The sequence below is a fragment of the Citrobacter sp. MNAZ 1397 genome (assembly GCF_023613995.1).
Lineage (GTDB): Bacteria > Pseudomonadota > Gammaproteobacteria > Enterobacterales > Enterobacteriaceae > Phytobacter > Phytobacter ursingii.
This window is the reverse complement of sequence record NZ_JAKIVH010000003.1, coordinates 1-18,859: the sequence shown is the minus strand read 5'-3', so window position 1 is coordinate 18,859 and position 18,859 is coordinate 1. Positions and strand designations below refer to the sequence as shown.

General features: G+C 54.2%; 19 protein-coding genes. 8 read left to right on the top strand and 11 right to left on the bottom strand.

What is annotated here, in order from left to right; translation table 11 throughout:
* Positions 1 to 77 precede the first annotated feature (77 nt).
* The 3 genes from L2097_RS17310 to nqrC all read right to left on the bottom strand — a co-directional run bounded on the left by L2097_RS17310 (position 78) and on the right by nqrC (position 3,622).
* Positions 78 to 605 carry an iron transporter gene (locus L2097_RS17310; RefSeq protein WP_085005115.1) on the bottom strand — a complete coding sequence of 176 codons (528 nt, stop codon included), beginning with the start codon at positions 603 to 605 and terminating at the stop codon, positions 78 to 80.
* Positions 606 to 632: 27 nt separating this feature from the next.
* Positions 633 to 2,549 (bottom strand): FTR1 family iron permease, encoded by a 1,917-nt coding sequence (locus tag L2097_RS17305; RefSeq protein ID WP_250353517.1) that lies wholly within the window; start codon positions 2,547 to 2,549, stop codon positions 633 to 635.
* A gap of 320 nt (positions 2,550 to 2,869) precedes the next feature.
* Positions 2,870 to 3,622 (bottom strand): NADH:ubiquinone reductase (Na(+)-transporting) subunit C, encoded by a 753-nt coding sequence (gene nqrC, locus L2097_RS17300; protein WP_085005117.1) that lies wholly within the window; start codon positions 3,620 to 3,622, stop codon positions 2,870 to 2,872.
* A 489-nt stretch (positions 3,623 to 4,111) separates the two neighbouring features.
* On the opposite strand from nqrC, the gene L2097_RS17295 reads away from it, so the two are divergent.
* The 3 genes from L2097_RS17295 to L2097_RS17285 are packed head-to-tail and all read left to right on the top strand — an operon-like array spanning position 4,112 to position 7,767.
* Positions 4,112 to 5,299, top strand: a complete 1,188-nt coding sequence (locus L2097_RS17295) for an ROK family transcriptional regulator (RefSeq protein WP_047372528.1) — start codon at positions 4,112 to 4,114, stop codon at positions 5,297 to 5,299.
* Positions 5,300 to 5,329: 30 nt separating this feature from the next.
* Positions 5,330 to 6,610 (top strand): hypothetical protein, encoded by a 1,281-nt coding sequence (locus L2097_RS17290; protein ID WP_250353366.1) that lies wholly within the window; start codon positions 5,330 to 5,332, stop codon positions 6,608 to 6,610.
* A complete protein-coding gene (locus tag L2097_RS17285; RefSeq protein ID WP_250353365.1) occupies positions 6,607 to 7,767 on the top strand; it encodes an MFS transporter in 1,161 nt (386 codons plus the stop codon). Before L2097_RS17290 ends, L2097_RS17285 begins: the two co-directional genes overlap by 4 nt.
* Before the next feature lie 99 nt (positions 7,768 to 7,866).
* Here the strand turns inward: L2097_RS17285 and L2097_RS17280 are convergent, their stop codons facing one another.
* The 4 genes from L2097_RS17280 to L2097_RS17265 all read right to left on the bottom strand — a co-directional run bounded on the left by L2097_RS17280 (position 7,867) and on the right by L2097_RS17265 (position 11,112).
* Complete coding sequence (locus L2097_RS17280) at positions 7,867 to 8,640, bottom strand: amino acid ABC transporter substrate-binding protein (RefSeq protein ID WP_047372525.1); 774 nt, start codon at positions 8,638 to 8,640, stop codon at positions 7,867 to 7,869.
* Positions 8,641 to 8,674: 34 nt separating this feature from the next.
* A complete protein-coding gene (locus tag L2097_RS17275) occupies positions 8,675 to 9,442 on the bottom strand; it encodes an amino acid ABC transporter ATP-binding protein (protein WP_250353364.1) in 768 nt (255 codons plus the stop codon).
* Positions 9,420 to 10,118 (bottom strand): amino acid ABC transporter permease, encoded by a 699-nt coding sequence (locus L2097_RS17270; RefSeq protein WP_250353363.1) that lies wholly within the window; start codon positions 10,116 to 10,118, stop codon positions 9,420 to 9,422. Before L2097_RS17270 ends, L2097_RS17275 begins: the two co-directional genes overlap by 23 nt.
* A gap of 244 nt (positions 10,119 to 10,362) precedes the next feature.
* Positions 10,363 to 11,112, bottom strand: coding sequence for an SDR family NAD(P)-dependent oxidoreductase (locus L2097_RS17265; RefSeq protein WP_085005124.1), 750 nt, complete (start codon positions 11,110 to 11,112; stop codon positions 10,363 to 10,365).
* Between the two features lie 117 nt (positions 11,113 to 11,229).
* Here L2097_RS17265 and L2097_RS17260 point away from each other — a divergent pair, with 117 nt between their 5' ends.
* The gene (locus L2097_RS17260) at positions 11,230 to 12,129 is read left to right on the top strand and encodes a LysR family transcriptional regulator (RefSeq protein ID WP_085005125.1); all 900 of its coding nucleotides are present in this window, start codon (positions 11,230 to 11,232) and stop codon (positions 12,127 to 12,129) included.
* A 366-nt stretch (positions 12,130 to 12,495) separates the two neighbouring features.
* Here the strand turns inward: L2097_RS17260 and L2097_RS17255 are convergent, their stop codons facing one another.
* Positions 12,496 to 13,182, bottom strand: a complete 687-nt coding sequence (locus L2097_RS17255) for a B3/B4 domain-containing protein (RefSeq protein ID WP_047372513.1) — start codon at positions 13,180 to 13,182, stop codon at positions 12,496 to 12,498.
* A 44-nt stretch (positions 13,183 to 13,226) separates the two neighbouring features.
* On the opposite strand from L2097_RS17255, the gene L2097_RS17250 reads away from it, so the two are divergent.
* Positions 13,227 to 13,829, top strand: coding sequence for a helix-turn-helix domain-containing protein (locus L2097_RS17250; protein WP_085005127.1), 603 nt, complete (start codon positions 13,227 to 13,229; stop codon positions 13,827 to 13,829).
* Between the two features lie 231 nt (positions 13,830 to 14,060).
* Entirely contained in the window at positions 14,061 to 14,456 is a 396-nt protein-coding gene (locus tag L2097_RS17245) for a (R)-mandelonitrile lyase (protein WP_047372511.1), read from the top strand.
* Here L2097_RS17245 and L2097_RS17240 read toward each other — a convergent pair.
* From L2097_RS17240 to L2097_RS17230, 3 genes are all read right to left on the bottom strand, one after another.
* A complete protein-coding gene (locus L2097_RS17240; protein ID WP_085005128.1) occupies positions 14,413 to 15,333 on the bottom strand; it encodes a WYL domain-containing protein in 921 nt (306 codons plus the stop codon). The two genes, L2097_RS17245 and L2097_RS17240, sit on opposite strands and share 44 nt — an antisense overlap.
* Positions 15,334 to 15,550: 217 nt before the next feature.
* Positions 15,551 to 16,504, bottom strand: a complete 954-nt coding sequence (locus L2097_RS17235) for an aldo/keto reductase (RefSeq protein ID WP_047372509.1) — start codon at positions 16,502 to 16,504, stop codon at positions 15,551 to 15,553.
* A gap of 256 nt (positions 16,505 to 16,760) precedes the next feature.
* On the bottom strand, positions 16,761 to 17,696 hold the full coding sequence (locus L2097_RS17230; RefSeq protein ID WP_047372508.1) for a LysR family transcriptional regulator: 936 nt from the start codon (positions 17,694 to 17,696) through the stop codon (positions 16,761 to 16,763).
* A 206-nt stretch (positions 17,697 to 17,902) separates the two neighbouring features.
* Here L2097_RS17230 and nfsB point away from each other — a divergent pair, with 206 nt between their 5' ends.
* Together nfsB and L2097_RS17220 are read left to right on the top strand one after the other, a co-directional pair.
* The gene (nfsB, locus tag L2097_RS17225; RefSeq protein WP_047372507.1) at positions 17,903 to 18,556 is read left to right on the top strand and encodes an oxygen-insensitive NAD(P)H nitroreductase; all 654 of its coding nucleotides are present in this window, start codon (positions 17,903 to 17,905) and stop codon (positions 18,554 to 18,556) included.
* 24 nt (positions 18,557 to 18,580) lie between these two features.
* Positions 18,581 to 18,859: hypothetical protein (locus L2097_RS17220; protein WP_250353362.1), on the top strand; the 279-nt coding region annotated here is incomplete at its 3' end.

Below are 18,859 nucleotides of genomic sequence, written 5' to 3'. Positions count from 1 at the left end.
GGTGCCGCGCCGGAAACACAGATCGCGGGATGATCACATGCCCACCCCGCGTAAACGACACAAACGCCTGCGCCTTATCAGTTCAGGCCGACGTATTTGAAGTCGTAGCTAACGTCGAACGGTTTCCACCAGCGGCCGACTCCGGTTTCGGTGTCGGTGTGACGGTGCATACCGGCTTTTGCTGGCGGCTCAATGTGGTAGGTCACTTTGTAGTTACCCACGCCCATCATTTTGATGTTCGCACCGTAGTGCGGGCCATCGCTCGCCACCATCGGCATGAAGGTGCCTTCTTGTTTTTCACCGGTATCGGTATTCACCAGGGTGTAGCTGATGGTCAGGTACGGCACCCATTCGCCCGCGCCGAAGCCGTTTTTGTTACCCTCAGTCGCGTGAATGTCCGCTTCCAGATGGATATCGGATTTCGCCGCCGGCAGACCCATGCCACGCGGTTCCATGTCGATAGGCTGCAGGTAAACGGCAGCCAGCTCCATTTCGTTCATTTTGACAGGCTCGCCCGCCGGGTGTTCCTGAAACGCCAACGCTGCTGGTGCAGTGAAAATTCCGGCCATTACGGCACCGGCAATCAAGGTCTTCTTGATGGTCATGACTCATCCTCTCGTCTTAAAAATTGGCTACGGGTTATTTTTAATTGTCTCCCCCGAAACGTAGTTGCGACGGCGCATGACCCACAGCGCCACCACGGCAGCAAGCAACAACACCGCCTGCGGCAACAGCGTTTCCACATAGGGATAAATGCCCAGCCAGCCGAATTCCGGCATCCCATTAATTAACGTTGGCTGGAACAACTTGCCTTCCACCAGTTCCAGCACCCCTTTCCCGGCAAAGACGAATGCCATCAGGTACATAAAACTGCCGGTGAACATGAAAAAGGGTTTGAGCGGCAGCCTGACGACCGTGTAACGCATCACCAGCCAGGCCACCAGCAGCACCACGCAGCCAATGACGAAACCGCCGCCAATGGCCATATGGCCCGCCACATTCTTCGCATCGCCAATCAGGGCGAAGTAGAACAGCACGGTTTCCGCGCCCTCGCGATACACCGCCAGGAAGCAGGTCAGCCACAGGCCGACCAGAGAACCGCGCGTTAACGAATGAGATAACTTGCCCTCCAGCCAGGCTTTCCAGTGGCGCGCTTCCACTTTTGAGAGCAGCCAGTAGCTCATGGAGAAGAGCATCACCACGGCAATCAGCATGGTGAAACCTTCGAGCAGCTCGCGGCTGGCTCCGGAGTTGGTGAACAGCATCTGGAAGATGACCGCCGTCACGACGCTGGCAGCCAGCGCCACCAGTACCGACTGACGAATCAGCGGCATCTTGTCCTGATGGTTGTTTTTCACCATGTAAGCGACGATGGCCGCCACAATCAGCAACGCTTCCAGCCCCTCACGCACGATGATCATCAGGCTGTAAATCAGCAGACTCCACTGGGTCTCTTCCCCTTCGCCCAACATGGTGATGGCGCTTTGCAAATCGTTTTGCAGCGCAGTGGCTTCGGCGGTTAGCGCCTCAACCGGCTGTCCGGCCTTCATCAGGCTGACCAGGCGGGTAAAATGGTTTTCGAGCGTGGTTTTGAACGCGGAATCACGGGAACCGATTTTGTTCTCCATGCCGGTCGCTTCAAAACGGTCGAAATAGGTATCCTGGACATCGATGATGGCATCCTGCGCATTGCCGTCTTTGTAGCGCACAATGGCGTCACTGATGCTCTGATTAATGCCGGACGCTATGCTTGTCCAGTCGGCATTGGCTGACGCATCGCTTGCCGCCGGGAGATTATCGGCCGCCGGTTTTGGCGCACTAACGGGCTGATCGTCACGGGTCGTCGGCAGGCCCGGTAACAGGTCTTCAATGTCCTGCAACAGCGCGGTGGTCTGGTAAGAGACATCGTTCAGATGGTCAGGCTCTGCGGTTAGCGCAATCAGCGCGGTGAACTGCTGGTTGATGGAGGCCGCGTCTTTTGCCGAGCGGTTTTGCCGTACCGACATCTCCATTTCTGAATTTTTGAAGCCCTGATAGTGAGCCTGCTGGACGTGCTGACTGGCGACCGTGAAATTGCCCGCCTGGTATTCGCTAACGGCCTGGGCCAGTAAATCGTCAATGGTGCGGAAGCTATCCTGCCAGTGGACGGCGATATCATCACGGGAGAGCGCCGTGTGCTGCTCTTCGGCAACCAGCTTGTGCCCACCATCCAGCACCGGCTCGACCTCACGCAGCGCTTTTTTCAGCCCGTCGATTTTGGCCTGCACGTCGCTCAAGGGTTTGCCGTCACCGATCATCTTGCGGATGTCGCCGAAGGTGCTTTCCATCTCATAGCTTTTGCTGGCAGAGAAGTTGATACGAATGGGGCCTTCCAGATTTTCGAATACCTCGAAATAGGCCATCTGCACTTCGCGCCGGGCTTCGTTATCTTTTTGCTGTTGATAAAGTTCCGCCGTTTTATCAAGGCGTTGCTCAATATCTTCAATAAACGGCGCATAGTTGGTTGCCGCCCACACGCAGGCGCTAAAGAGCAGACCAAACAGAAACATCAGAAAGGAACGGGAAATAGCCACCTTGCATACCGTTTAAAATACAAATGATAATGATTATCATGGGTCTTTTTTGTCGTTTGTACATGACCAGGATCATGAAACTGTCAAACAGCCGCAAGTTGTGTAAATTAATAACGAAGATGGCCCGGAAATAACCCTGTATTCCTGACGAGTAAGTCAGGTTTATTGCCTGGCAACGGCAAGGGCATTAATCGATGCTGTTGAACGGTAGCGGGGAAATAATTGTGATAAAGGCAAATAAAAAACCAGCAATATCAATATTGCTGGCGTAATGTCGCCTGATTCAAATTATCGGGTTAATTCAATAATATTTGCTTATCTTTCGCCAGCCGCTGCAGGAAATGTCCGTAACCGCGGGAGCCCAGCCAGAAATTAATACTTTTCTCTACGCCTGCTGACGTCATGGTCGCGCCGCTAATACCGTCCACGGTGTATTCATCGGCATCGCCACTACGCTGCTGAACCACCTTCAGCGCGGGCTCGGCGTTGTCATTCAGCACTTTTTTTCCCGGCCACTGACGCAGCCAGTCCGGGTCTTCAACCTTCGCGCCGAGCATCGGCGTTTCGTTCTGTTCGTAAAACAGCAGGTTTTTCACCGTGCGGCCATCTGTCTCCAGCGCGATGAACGCATGCATCATCGACTTTGCGCCTTTACCGGAAACAGGAATAATAACCTGTTGAATTTGATGCTCATTATTTTGCACCAGGTAAACATCGGCGATGTTACAGCGCTGACGCACCTGCGCAGGATCCTGGTCCGCCGCCAGGTTTACGCAGGATTGTTGTGCATCCTGACTGGACGATGCAGTCAATAACGTACCAGTGTCCAGATTCACCTGACGGGCAATAACCCGACGTTCAAAAAGCGTCTGCATCGCCACCGCATCGCTTTTCCCTGGCGTTGCCAGTCCGGCAACCTGGAGTATGGCGGCGGTTTGTTGCTGGTTTGACGGTTGCGTATTGTTGCCCAGGAAATAAAAAGCGACTGCGGCAAAGCACAGGACACAAAATAACATCATTGACGCAACAATAATTTTACCTTTACTCATCAGGATCGCTCCCCACCCTTAATCAACCCGACGTCGTGGCACCGAAAACTATTATGACTGGCGTCATTTTGCACGCCTTTTTTAAATAGCTATGCCACTACCAGGATAGATTTGCAACCTGCCACGGATGACAATACGCGCCTGAAAAAACCTCTCGGTAGATTGCAAAAAAAGCAGAGAAAAAGGAATGAAATAGCAAATCAATAGTCTCAAGTATATTCATAATACATATATGACACAATCTTAAATAATCCATGATAATATTTAAAAAATAAAACCCAAACCTGCCAATCATTCACAAATGAAATAACAAAATAAAAGCAAAAATAAACCTGTGACGGAATTCACCAAATTAGTATGGAATACAAACTAAATACGTAAAAATGCTTTACACCAATCCCTTTCCCGGCAATAAATACGCAAAAAAGGACATCGAAGTCAGTTAATACTGACGATTAAGTATGGAAAGCAAACTAAAGGGTATTCATTATGACGCCTGTGGTTCCCAATACCTTACGCCAGATGAACGCAACGCTCGTGCTCAATATTATTCGCGAGCAGGGGCCATTATCACGCGCGCAAATCGCCAAAATCAGCGGACTCACCAAAGCGACCGTCTCGGAAATTATTAATGATTTACTGCGGGAGAAAATTATTTTCGAAGGGGGCGTAAGCGAGCAAACCGGGCAGGGAAGAAAAGGCATTCTGATTAATTTTGATCCGCACGCCAGGCTGGGCATTGGCATCGATCTGGGCGGAACGAAAATTACCTTTTCGCTGTTTAATCTGGATGCCGCAATTTTGTATGAAAAACGCGAAGAGACTTACCAGACCGACGACCGCCATGCCTTTATAGACCTTTTATCCAACAGCATCGCCAGCTTTATCGTGGAAAGTGGCATTGAATATCGCCGTATCGGCGTGATTGGTCTTGCGACGCCAGGCATTATCGATATCAGTCATGGCGTGGTGCTGGAGGGCTCGCCAAACCTACCTGACTGGTCAAGCCTTCCCCTCGCAGCGGAGCTAACAAAGCGGCTTTCTCTGCCGGTCATCCTGGAAAATGACATTCGCGCCGCGCTGGTTGGCGAGATGTGGTGCGGCAAATGCCGGGACAGCAACAGCGCCGCGCTGATTGGCATTGGCACAGGTTTAGGGTCAGCGCTGCTGATGGACGGCAAGATCATTCGCGGCACAAGGAACGCGGCGGGCGAGATTGGCTACATGATCTTTAACCGTGATCAGCTCTATAAAAACTGGCGTGATAAAGGCTGCTTTGAAAGCTACTGCTCCGGCTCAGGCATCAGCGATCGCCTGAAAGAGCTGACAAACCAGACGCTCTCGCTGGAAAAGATGATGACGCATGTGCGTGAGGGCGATCCACTGGCCTGCGCGCTGCTTGATGAGATGGCCGATTATTTAGCCATGGGGATTATTAATCTGGTCGCGGTGGCGAACCTGCAAAAAGTCATATTAACCGGTGGCGTTACCCACGCTGCGGAATATTTCCTGCCCCGCGTGCAGGCGATTCTCGACAGGCAGCTTTTCACCAATACCCACGTCACCGTGGAATTATCAGAATTACGCGAGAAAGCCCCCCTCTATGGCATCGCCATTCTGGCGCTTTCTTCTATATATCCCGCAATTCAATTTATGCCAGACGCACAAATTAATTAGTGCCCGTCACCTGACGACAAGGAGAACATAATGGCAGGAATCCATTTGCATCCGCATGATATTTTGGACGAAGGAATGGACGATATTCTGCAACGGATAGACGGCATGCAGAACGTTGAACATTTATTTGTTGAGTTAAATACTATTTTTGAACGTAACCCGTATCCGGTTGGCGTATTACCGCATAACCCGGTGCATAAATCGGTGATGGGCAACGGCATGCTGCACGTCAATATTGATAATTCCGATACGCGTCTGCAACAAAAAATAGACCCCGGCGTACTGGCGGGCAACGATCCTTTGCGCCGGGTTCAACAGGCGACCGAAGGCAGTCGCTATAAAGTGATTCCCTGGGTGAACATCCTGAACGGGGATTTCAGTGGCGATATCGCCAACAACCAGGTCATTGATTATCGTGGCCGGGTCATCAAGTACTGGCTGTGCCCTAACGCGCCGGATGTAGCGGATTACTGGCAAAAAACGTTCAGCCGCATTAAGACCCTTTACGGGTATGACACCTTCCTGATTGACCGTATCCGTTTTCCGGACTGGGCCGGAAAAGAGGTCAATCCCGCCGGGCTGTTCACCTGTTTCTGCCCGCACTGCCAGCAGGCCATGAAAGCGCAGGGGCTCGCGCCAGAGGTGGTCAAAGACGAGCTGGATAAGATTGCCGCCGCGCTTGCCGAGGGGAATTTTGCTTATCCCGTCGAGGCTTTTCGCGATAACCCCGTCATTGCCCGCTGGATTGCGTTTCGTCAGCAAAGCGTTACCGGGCTGGTCGAACGTATCCTGAAAAGTGCGAAGGAAAACATTGGCGATATCCATTTCTGGCTCGATCTCTGGCCCCCCGCCTATAGCTGGATCCTCGGGCAGGATTACCGCGAACTGACGCGTCTTTCCGGCACGCTGAAACATTTCCCTTACCACAAACTCGGTGGCGGCGCGGACGTGCAGGGGCTGGTGAACTTTTTTGCCAGCGATGAAGCCGCACACGAATCCGCTTTTGAAGCGTTTAAAGCACTGTTCAACCTGCCTTACTCGCTCAGCTACGAGGACTTTAAAGCCTCCGGCTTCCCGATCGATTTCGTCAAGGAACAAAATGACCGGGTACGCCAGCTTTCCCAGGAAGGGACCTTTATTTTCAGCGGCATACAGATGTGGAACCTCCCGCCAGAGCAGCTGCTGGAAGCGGTACGCGCCGCAGAGGCCAGCGCCTGCGATGACCTGCTCTATTACTGCTACGGATGGGCAGACCAGGCGCTATTTGACGCCATTGGAGAATACGAACAACACAAGGGAACTGAAAAATGACAAATGCGCAAAAATGGAAAGTCTTTTTCCTGCTGTTTATGACGATGTTTTTGCTGGGCGGGATTCAGAACACGAAAGGGCTGATTCTCGAACAGGTGCAGCACAGTATTGACCTCAATATGGGTCAGGTGGGGACGTTGATTACCCTGTTTCAGATTGGTTTTCTGGTTTCCAGCCTGTTGACCGGCTATCTGACCGACAAAAAAGGTCTGAAAATCATGATGCTGGTCGGCTCGCTGCTGATGATTGTCGGCCTGATGGGCACCAGCCTGGCCTACACCGTAGCGCTGTTCTTTGGCTTCTATCTGGTGATCGGTCTGGGCATTGGCTCGATGATGGTTTCCATCGTGACCGTGATCCCGACCTTCTATAAAGACAAAGCCGGGATGATGTTTAATATTTCCAACGCCATGTTTGGCGTTGGGATGATTGTCACCCCGCTAATCCTGCACCAGTTGTTTGCCAACAGCGTCTCCTGGCGCGCCTTCTATGTCGGCATCGCCGTTATCGTCGCCGTGCTGGTGTTGGTTCTGTGTACGTTGAAGATAGAGAGTAACGCCCAGTCAAGCATGAAGCTGAGTGATTTTATCGAGCTGCTGACCCAGAAGCACATCATGATTGTGATTGCCTTTCTGCTGTTCTATGTGGCGGCCGAAGCGGCGTTCCTGAACTTCTTCCCGATTTTCTACGCTGCACTCGATATCGCCGATCTCGACGCCGCCGGTAAAGCCGCCAAAGCCGCTTATGTGATCTCCTCGTTTGCCGGGTTGTTTACTATTGGCCGTGTGATTGGCGGTTTTATCACTCTGAAACTGGGCGAGCGTCGGACGCTGATTTGGTTCTCGATACTGTCGCTGGTTTCCATCATCGTCAGCCGCATGCTGGTGGTGGAGTTCGTCTACCTGTTCATGCTGTTCGGTTTCGCCATGTCCGTACTGTTCCCGACGGCGGCTGCCATTGCCACGCGCTTGACCAGTAAAAGCGGCTCAGTGATGGGGCTGATTTATGTTGCTTCTGGCTTCGGCGGTGCGCTGGCCGGGTCGGTCATTGGTCAGGTCTCCGACAGCTACGGTATCTCGACTGGCTTTAATTTCATCATCGCCTTCGTCGCCGTGTTCTTTATCCTTGCCATGTTAATAAAAGAAAAAACGCAGTAACGGTTGTACTTTTGGCAGCAGATTGTCCCTGGCTCTCCCGTGCAACTGCTGCCCTTTTTAGCGAAACCTACAGCGGTAATAACCGCTGCGGCCCGTTTATTATTTCGACACATCTGTCCCGAAGTAGGTAGTGGATATCTTCTGGTATGTTCCGTCGGATTTAATCCCGTCGAGGGCTTTATTGATCGCTTGTTGCAGTTCCGCATCATTCTTACGAATCAGCACACCCACCTGCTCGGCATCATTTTGCGCCGCCACAATTTTCACCGGTGCGTCCGGCTTGTGTTTTTTGAAGTCGAGGAACGACAGGTTGTCGTTGATGGTGGCATCCGCACGTCCCTGAGCCACCAGCGACACCGACTGGTCAAAGCCATCGGTACCCACCACTTCCGCACCGTATTTACGCGCCAGTTGGGCATAGTTACTGGTCAGGGTGTGGGCGGATTTCTTGCCTTTGAGGTCATCAAAGCTCTTGATCGCCGTATTGTTGCTGTTCACGATCAGTACCGCTTTGGAGGAGATGTACGGCTCGGAGAAAGCAAATTTCGCCTGACGCTCAGGGGTGATAGAAACCTGGTTAATTACCGCGTCGTAGCGTTTAGCGTCCAGCCCGGCAATCAGGCCATCCCATTTGCCTTCAACAAATTCAGCTTTTACCCCAATACGTTTCGCGATTTCGCGCCCAATCTCCACATCAAACCCCACCAGTTTTCCGGAGGCGTCATGGTAAGTGAATGGCGGATAGGTGCCTTCGGTGCCGATCTTCAACACCCCGGCAGATTTGATAGAGGTCAGATCGTTTGCCGCAAAAGCAGCATGTGAAACGCTCAGTTGAATAGCGGTGGCCAGCAGTGCAGTAACTAATACCTTCATCATTAGCTCCTTAAAGGGTTGCCGTGTTGTTGTTTTAAATTTCCCAGGAATCGGGAAGGGTGTCGGTCAGGGTGGAAATAAACAGTTGGGTTCGCGTCTTCTTCGCCTGGGTGAAGATGGCCTTCGAGGTGCCGCTCTCCACAATGTGCCCTGACTCCAGAAAGACGACCTGGTTGGCAATATTGGCCGCCAGCCGTAAATCGTGTGTCGCCATCAGCATGGTGGTGCCCTCCTGGGCGAGCTGGCGTAGCACGGCCACCACCTCCAGGGACAATTCAGGGTCGAGCGCCGAGGTGGGTTCATCGCAGAGCAAGACTTTGGGCGACGGGGCCAGCGCACGGGCAATTGCCACGCGCTGCTGCTGGCCGCCGGAGAGCATGGCTGGCCAGGCGTCGCGCTTGTGCAGCATGCCAACTTTGGTGAGCAACTCTTCCGCCCTCGCTTTGGCTTTGGCGACAGGCCATTTCTGCACCACCACCAAACCGCGCATAATGTTGTCCAGCACCGTTAAGTGCGGAAATAGCTGAAAGTTCTGAAAGACCATGCCGGTCTGCTGGCAGATACGCCGGATATCTTTTTTTTTCGGTTTGGTATGTCCGTTAAATGAAATATCTTCACCGCCAATTTTCAGCGTTCCAGCCTGTGGAATTTCCAGAAGGTTGACACAGCGTAATAATGTACTTTTGCCACTGCCGGAAGGGCCAATTAATGCCGTGACGCTCCCTTCCGGAAGGTTTAGAGAAATATCGTGCAGGACTTTCTGCGAGCCAAAACTTTTCTCAAGTCCGGATAGCGTTATCATTATTATTTTCCTTAGCCACGGTATTTCTTTCTAATCGGGTTTCCAGCTGCGACTGTAAATACGATAAGACGGAACTGATCAACAGATAGAGAAGTGCTGCTTCGGTATAAAGGATAAGCGGTTGATAGGTGACGGCGGCAATACGTTGCGCAGCGAGAAACATCTCAGGAACCGTAATTACCGAAGCCAGCGAAGTATCCTTAACCAGCGAAATAAAGGTGTTTGATAATGGCGGCACCGCCACGCGCGCCGCCTGTGGCAGAATGATGTGGCGCAGCGACTGGCTCCAGCTCATGCTGATGGAGTGCGCCGCCTCCCACTGGCCTTTTGGTACCGAGAGCAATGTCGCGCGGATCACTTCCGAGGTATAGGCGCCAATGTTAAGCGTAAAGCCAATCACCGCCGACGGAAACGCATCCAGCGTGATGCCCGCATTCGGCAGAGCATAGAAAATCAGAAACAGTTGTACCAGCAGCGGCGTGCCGCGAATAATCCAGACATAAAAGCGCACCGCGCTTTTCAGCGGTGCAGGACCATATAAGCGAATTAACGCCACGACAAATCCCAGAATTAATCCCAGGACGAAGGTAATCAATGTTAATGGAATAGTAAATGTCAGCCCGGCATACAGCATTGGCCAAAATGAATCGACTGCTAATGATAACCAATCAGGCACACTTCACCTTCCCTGAAAATGATTATTTTCAGTTGTTATAAATTAAATGGCATAGCTATATTTTATAAGGCGAGTCTACCACGGCGGAATTGCGGATGTATCGAGATAAACCAGGAATGGATAGTTACTTTTAACAATTGCCATTTATGGAAATGCTTTTGCGTATTATGCATAAAGGAAGGGATTTTATTGTGCGTTCCCCCGCGCCGTATATGTCGATACGACACGGGGCAATGCTTATACGTTAAATCTGTGCCAGGCCGCCGTCGACAAACAGCTCGACGCCGTTGATATAGCTCGCGTCGTCCGAGGCCAGGAACAGCACGGCACTGGCAACCTCAGAAGGCTGACCAATACGGCCTGACGGTACCTGTTCGGAGAGCCAGGATTTAGTGCCTTCCGCCTGGTCGCCGCCGCCAAAGAGTTCATTCAGACCGGCGGTGTCCGTCAGACCAGGGCTGACGGCATTAACGCGAATGCGGCGCGGTTTGAGATCCAGAATCCAGCTACGGGCAAAGTTACGCACCGCCGCTTTTGTCGCCGAGTAAACGCTAAATGCCGGGGTGCCTTTCACGCTGGTGGTGGAGGCGGTCATCACGATGGAAGCGCCATCTTTCAGCAGCGGCAGGGCTTTCTGTACGGTAAACAGCACGCCTTTAACGTTAGTGTTGAAGGTCTGCTCGTAATGCTGTTCGGTGATTTCACCCAGTGCGGCAAAATCCCCGCCGCCCGCATTCGCCACCAGCACATCAATCTGCCCGTGCTGCTGCTGAATCACATCATAGAGGTGGTCGATATCGGCCAGCTTCCCCATGTCGCCACGCACGCCGACCACGCTGCCGCTGATGGCCTGTACCGCGTTATCCAGTGCTTCCTGGCGACGCCCGGTGATGTAAACATACGCGCCTTCTGCGGCAAACGCTTTTGCTGTCGCCAGGCCAATACCGCTGGTACCACCAGTCACTACCACGACTTTATTGCTGTATCTGTTCATTTTAAGCTCCGGTTTATTCCGTTGGGTTAGTGATGATGAAGATACCAGTGGAACGATGGTGCAAAAAGATAGCAATTATGCTACCTATCGTTCTATTAAAGGAACGATGGGGCGACAATGCGTACCGATCTGAATGACTATCGCTATTTTGCCGAGGTGGTGCGCCACGGTGGATTTGCTGCCGCAGGCAGGGCACTGCATGAACCAAAATCAAAACTCAGCCGCCGAATAGCCGAGCTGGAATCTCGTCTCGGCGTGCGGCTGATTGAGCGCACCAGCCGCCGCTTTCGCGTCACGGAAGTCGGCGAGGCGTTTTACCAGCGTTGTCGAGCCATTCTGCAAGAGGCAGAGCAGGCAGAAGCGTTGATTGTGAATGCCCATGCCGAGCCGCATGGTCTGGTGCGCTTTAGCTGCCCGACCGGGATGGTGGAAGTGGTTTCCGATACGCTGATGGCCTATATGCACCGCTATCCGAAGGTCCGGCTGCAAATTCTGGCCCTCGACAGGCCCGTGGATTTGATTAATGAGCGTATTGATGTGGCCCTGCGCGTGCGCACGCAACTTAATAGCGACGCGGAACTGATTATGCGTACGCTGGGTATTTCGCATCGGATCCTGGTGGCAAGCCCGGCACTGGCGCGGCGTACGGGGGAGGATATAGCCATATTGAATACCCTCCCCACGCTCAGCACCAATGATGGCGACGCCGAAGTGGAGTGGCCGCTGGAAAACCGTGACAAGCAAAGCATGATGTTTCGTCATGAACCGATGATGAGTTGTAGTGATTTTGCGGCGGTGCGTACGGCGGCAAGCCAGGGACTTGGCGTGGCGTTTTTACCGGAACATTTTTGCCATCGCGCATTAGAAAAAGGGGAGCTGGTGCAAGTGTTCCCACAGTGGCGCAGCGTGCCGGGGATTGTTCACCTGGTATTTACCACGCGTAAGGGGCTGCCGCCTGCGGTCAGAGCCCTGATTGATAGTCTCGCCGCCTATTTTGCGACGTTGACGAGGTTGTAGTGATCATCCGGGACATCCCCGGCGGCGCTGCGCTTGCCGGGGCTACGGACTGTAGATACGGTGAACGGAACCCACCTTCCGAGCCGCATTTTCCCCCTCACCCTGGCCCTCTCCCTCAGGGGTGAGGAATCCCCAGTAATCTTACGATTTACAGCGATAACGCCGCTTAATAAGAATAAAACAGTGACAGCGATGACAGGGTCCGGCTGAAAATCGATGAGGCGTTGGCGGCTGACCAGGGCCCTCTCCCTCAAGGGAGAGGGCCCTGGTCGTGCTCGCATTTTTTGTGGGGATCCCTCCCCCTCTACGATCGGGCACTGAACCCGTATCCCGGATAAGGTAAAGCCGCATCCGGGATATTCCCTTTCATAGCGTCAACAGCGACGAACGGATGATGCTGCCCGGCATCATTGCCTGCAAACCGGCCGCCAGTTCATCCCCTGCAGCATGCAGGGCATCAAGCGGCATCTCTGGCAGGCTTTCCAGGATAAACCACATCTGGCTATCCGTGGCGCTCAGGCGGGTCCGCACCCCTTGTCGCCAGTTCCAGCGCCGACACGTTACCCCCAGATCGTCACGCCACACCACTTCACCCGGTTCCGGCGACTCTTCCGCCACGTGTCCGTCTTTCATCATGTCAAAACGCTCGGTCCCCTCGGCAATGACCAGCCTCGGCGCGCCTGCATAGGCAGCAAGGTTCTCGCCCCCCACCGGGATGGCATAGCGCAAACTGATGGCGTTATAGAGGTCTACCACTGGATCAATCGCGGCCATTACGCCGTCGCGCAATACCCGTTTACGCAGCGCGTCGGCGGAACAGGGCGTGCGTTTCGGCTTCGCGCCGAAGCGCTTAAACACCTCACTCCAGGCATCCAGATGCGCCTGCGCCCAGACCGGGCCGCCTGCCATCACCTCAGCACATGCGCGCGTTAACGCCGCTTCTCCCACCTGTGGATGCACTAACGGCGCGGCCTCCACCAGCATACTCAGGGCTCGAAACTGGGGAGCAATACGGGCAAGACCGGCGTCGATTGACGGCTGAACGGAAAGCATCGGATAATCCTTTTAGTGACCAATTTATCCCATACTATCGACCGATGACCAAAAAAGTCAATATACCGACCGATGCAGGCGCCGACCTGGAAACCGTCAGCCAGGCAGTGGCCGCACGCATTAAAACGTTCCGCCAGCAGCAAAAATTGTCGCTGGACGAACTCTCTCGCCGGGCAGGCGTCAGCAAAGGCATGCTGGTGGAGATCGAAAAGAGCCTGGCCAACCCCAGCATCGCGATGTTGTGTAAAATCGCCGCCGCGATGGGCGTTTCCGTGGCGGATATTGTCGATGTGGCGAGTAAACCCGCCATCCGCCTGATTGGCGCCGCGGACATTCCGGTACTGTGGAACGGTGATAAAGGCGGTTCTGCCCGCTTACTGGCTGGCACCAGCGGGCCCGATATGCTGGAAATGTGGCGCTGGCATCTGTTTCCCGGCGAGCATTTTACCTCTGCGGGCCATCCGACTGGCACCGTTGAGCTTCTGTACGTGGAGCAGGGCATACTGACTATCACCGTCAATGAAACCGTCATGGCCGTCACGCAGGGCAGCTCCGCCGTCGCCCGAACCGATGCACCCCATGCCTATGCCAACGACGGTGATGAGGAAGTGTGGTTTACCATGACGGTCAGTGAACGCCATACGTAAGCCAGCCTCATAGCCCCATTATGATTTTGCCGGGTTATCCCCACCCGCACCCTGTTACATTATCCCGGCTCGCCGCTCCTCTGTGGCGGGCTGTCGGGACAGGGGGTGAAAGCCTTTGCCTCAGACACTCATGAATGTGCCTCATAGCACCTTTTCGCTTTCTACGGCTAATCAATCCCGGCGATGCTGCGTAAACTTTATCCTGCGGTTTTACCTTTTCAGGAGAAGAAAATGAAAATTATCCGTAGTGGTTCTGTCCCTTCCGCACCCGGCCCGGAGGCCTATTTTACCGGCCGCGTGCGCCTCGACTCTCCGTTCCAGACCGATGCCCCGGCGCGCGTCGGCGGAGCGATTGTGACCTTTGAACCGGGGGCGCGCACGGCCTGGCACACCCATCCGCTGGGTCAGACGCTGATCATCACCCACGGTAAAGGCTGGATCCAGTGTGAAGGGGAACCCATCCAGGAGATGAATCAGGGCGATATCATCTGGATCCCGCAGGATGTGAAACACTGGCACGGCGCAACGCCAGAGAATGCGATGACCCATATCGCTATCGCCGAATCACAAAACGGCAGCCCGGTTACCTGGCTTGAGCAGGTATCGGATGAACAATATCGTCGCTAGCCTCGGCATAACGCCGCTGTAAATCTTGCTTAAACGCCTCACGCAGGGAAGCGGGCGAATGGATGCTGACATCCGGTAGCCAGTAGCGTAGCCAGCGGAACAACGTGTGCGGGTCTCGAATATCACACGAAATCGTCATGCCGCCGTCGTCGTGCCGTTCCACCACGCGCTGAGCAGGAAAAAGCGGGCGTCGGCTGACGAACTTCGCCGCATGAGCCGAAATCCGTAATTGCACCTCTGTCTTTTTGCCAAAGCGAATACCCGAACCTGCTTCAAGCTCCTCCAGCACCTGCGGATCGGCCGTGAAACGGCTTGTCCCCGGCGAAAAGCGGGAAATAAGCGCCAGTTCGAAGGCCTTTAGCGTGCCCGCATCCACCGCCGCCAGATACCACAAACCATAATGGTTTATTAAGCGATACGGCTGAACACAGCGGTTTTTTTCCCGATAGCAGTACGTGACTTCCTGCCGGGCGGCAATGGCCTGGTTGAGCTGGCCTATCAGGGCATCCATGGTGTAATTTTCCCGGCTACTGGCACCATGAAAGGCGATGTTATCCCGGTTTTTCATGCTGTTACGTAGCGACTGACCATCCCGACGAGGGAACAGATGCGCAACGCCCGCGAAATCGGCAAATTCCGCCAGGTGCCCGGTATGCAGCGTCGGCAGTAAATGCGTGCTAAGGCGATAGCGACCAGGCGAGACCTGATCCAGTAAGTGGGCAAGCCGCGCCAGGTCGCGATACGCGGTGCGCGCCGTAATGCCGAATTTCGTACATAACCATGCTTTATCGATGGTATTTCCCTGATAAAGGACCGAGAAAATTTCGCACAGTCGCTCAATCAGCACATCGTGTTTCTTTGCGTGACTTTCCTTCATTGTTCCCTGTCCCGAACGACAAGTCAGAAGGCGCTTACGCGGCGGCAATCACCTGCCAGACTTGTGCGGTAATACGTGGCGTTCATCAACATGGTTAACGGCAGAGGCGACAAAAACTCCAACCGAACGACGGGAAAAATTGTCTCAGGTCATGCAAAACTACAATTTTTAGGTGGGAAAAGCGCACCGGATGGCGCATGACCATCCGGTTTGCGCCTTACTGACCGGCGTTGTTCAGTGCGGCGATATCCTCACTGGAAAGGGTCAGCGACACTGCGGTCACGAAGCTTTCTATATGGGCGATTTTTGTGGCGCTGGCGATAGGCGCGGTGACGCCAGGCTGGGCGATAAGCCAGGCAAGCGCTATCTCAGCGGGTTTGACGTTATGTTTTGCCGCCACTTTATCCACCGCATCCAGAATGGCAAAGCCACGTGGATTCAGATACTTGCTAATTCCCTGCCCGCGCTGGCTCTGGCTGAGATCGCTTTCGCTGCGGTATTTGCCCGACAGGAAACCCGAGGCCAGGCTGTAGTAGGTCACTACACCGATATTTTCCCGAACCGTTAACTCCTGCAGCTTTCCTTCAAAGCTGTCACGGTCATACAGGTTATATTCCGGTTGCAGCACCTGGTAGCGCGGCAAATCGTTGTCATCCGCCACGCTCAGCGATGCCTGTAACTGTTCTGCATTCAGATTTGACGCCCCGACAGCACGGATTTTTCCGGCGTTGAGCAGCTTCTGGTATGCCCCCAGGGTTTCGTCATACGGCGTTTCGCTGTCCGGCCAGTGGGAGAAATACAGGTCGATATAGTCGGTTTGCAGACGGCGTAATGAGTCGTTGACCGCGTGTTCAATCCAGCGCGCGGAAAGGCCTTTTTTGCCAGGTTCCCCCAGATCGGCGCCGACTTTGGTAAAAAGGGTGACTTTTTCACGCACGCCAGGATGAGCGGCAAACCACTTGCCAATGATGGTTTCCGATTCACCGCCTTTGTTTCCCGGCGCCCACGCAGAGTAAACGTCTGCGGTGTCGATAGCGCTAAAGCCACGCTCCAGCAACGCGTCCAGTAAACTGAAACTCTGCTTCTCATCCACGGTCCAGCCAAATACGTTACCGCCAAAAACCAGCCGGGGGATCTGTAAACCCGTGGTACCTAATGAACGTAAAGCCATTCGCACATACCTTTTAGATGACGGACTAGCCCGGCACTCCTTGCGTCGCCAGCCCGGACAACATAGGGCGCTGATTTGCGCCTTTCGCCGCCTTCATCACTGAACGCGATCCCTGATTGCTTGTATGGCTTCAACAATAGTCGCCTATCGTCACCTCAGGGGTTAGCAAAACGTGGCTTTTTGAAAGCTGAATATTATCTGACGATAGACGCAGGCGGACGATATACAGGGCCCGCTTAGCTTTCAGACGAGCGCATCAGGACTGCGGATGAAACGCCGGATGGGTATGCAGCAACGCAGTGATAGCGCGCAGAGGCTCGCGTAACACGCTGTGCAACTGGCGAATCGCCGGGGAAAATTGCTTGCGGTGTGGGCAAATCAGATTGAGGGGCGCCGCTTCGCCTGGGTGCTGTGGCAATAACACCTCCAGCCTGCCTGCCTGAACATCCGCGCTGATATCAATCCACGATTTGTAGACGATGCCCATCCCCTCCAGCGCCCAGCGGCGGGCAACATCCGCATCGTCGCACAGCATTCGGCTTTTAACGATCAACTGGCGACGCATGCCGTCTTCCGGGAAGCTCCATTTGTCATAGACGTGGCTGTTCATGGTAAACAGCAGGCAGTGGTGATTGACGATGTCGTCCAGAACTTGCGGCCTGCCATGTTGTTGCAGGTAAGCCGGGGAGGCGGCCAGTACGCGGCGGTTATCTTCTGCCAGCGGTAATGCGACATAGCTACTGTTATCCAGCACGCCATAGCGAATCGCAATGTCCACCGGGTCGCGAAAGACATCGCTGACTTCATCAGAGAGCGACAGGCGCAGCGAGACTTTCGGGTACTGCTGGCAAAAGCGGGTGATAAGCGGCAATAGCACGTTGCGGCCAATATCAGACGGTACAGCCACACGCAGTTCACCCTGAATATCGTTGTCGCTGCTGTGCAGGCTTTCCGCGCCCGCATGCACCACGGCCAGCATCTCCTGAGCGAAGGGGAGATATTTTTCTCCCTCTGTGGTCAAACGCAGACTGCGGGTCGAGCGCGCAAACAGGCGCTTGTCGAGGTCACGCTCCAGGCGGTGTACGGCGGCGCTGACCTGCCCCGGCAATAGCCCTGCCTCCCGCGCTGCACTGGAGAAACTGCCCAGCGCGGCGGAGCGAACAAATAAGGTGACATCTTCAAGGCGAATCATGATTTCTCCTGCCGGGCTTACGGTTTGCCCTCTTTTTGCCAGAAAAACCCACAGGCGCAAAGCGCCAGGGCATTATTTTCACTTCCGGAGGGAAAGTGCTGCACAGCGGAGGTGATTTATCTCGTCAGCATTTGTGTTTATTCTCGACCAACCAGACGGGGCGACAAGTCCCGAATTTATTTCATTTTCCTGCCCGGAGAGAGACGATGACTTTAGATGATGCCGTGATTGCCCGCCATACCGTTAAAGCCTTTGAAGGGGGTAAAACGCTGCCGCAGGAGCAGATTGAAACGCTGCTGAATGTACTACAAAACAGCCCCTCTTCGGTGAACTCCCAGCCGTGGCATTTTGTGGTGGCATCGACGGCCGAAGGCCGCGCCGCGATTGCAAAATCGACCACCGGTGCGTTCATTTACAACGAACCTAAAGTGTTGAACGCTTCGCACGTTATTGCACTTTGCATGCGTACGGATCTGGATGATCAGCATCTGCAAAAAGTGCTGGCACAAGAGAACGCAGATGGCCGTTTCGTCGCCGAAGGCGCGCAGGCAGGCCAGGATAAGAGCCGTCGCTCTTATGTCGATATGCACCGCTATGAGTCCCGTGATATTCCGCAGTGGATGGAGAAACAAGTTTATCTGGCGCTGGGCGGACTGCTGCTGGGCGCGGCGATGTTAGGTATTGATGCAACGCCGATGGAAGGGTTTGATCAACGTGCGCTGGACCTCTCTTTGGGTCTGCGTGAAAAAGGGTTCACCAGCGTGGTGCTGGTGTCGCTCGGTTACCGCAGCGAAGGTGATTTCAACGCCGCACTGCCGAAATCCCGTCTGCCGCGTGAAGAGATTTTTACCTTTATTTGAGGGTAAATGCTGCACGCGTGCTGTTTGCGGCATTTCCCCCTCACCCTAACCCTCTCCCTCAAGGGAGAGGGGACCGTACTGCGTGCGCGGCGCTTGCCGGGGCTACCAGAACGTAGCCCGGATCAGGCGTTTACGCCGCCATCCGGGACACTCCCCGGCGGCGCGGCGCTTGCCGGGGCTACCAGACCAGATCCCGGATCAGGCGTTTACGCCGCCATCCGGGACACTCCCCGGCGGCGCGGCGCTTGCCGGGGCTACCAGAACGTAGCCCGAATCAGGCGTTTACGCCGCCATCCGGGACAC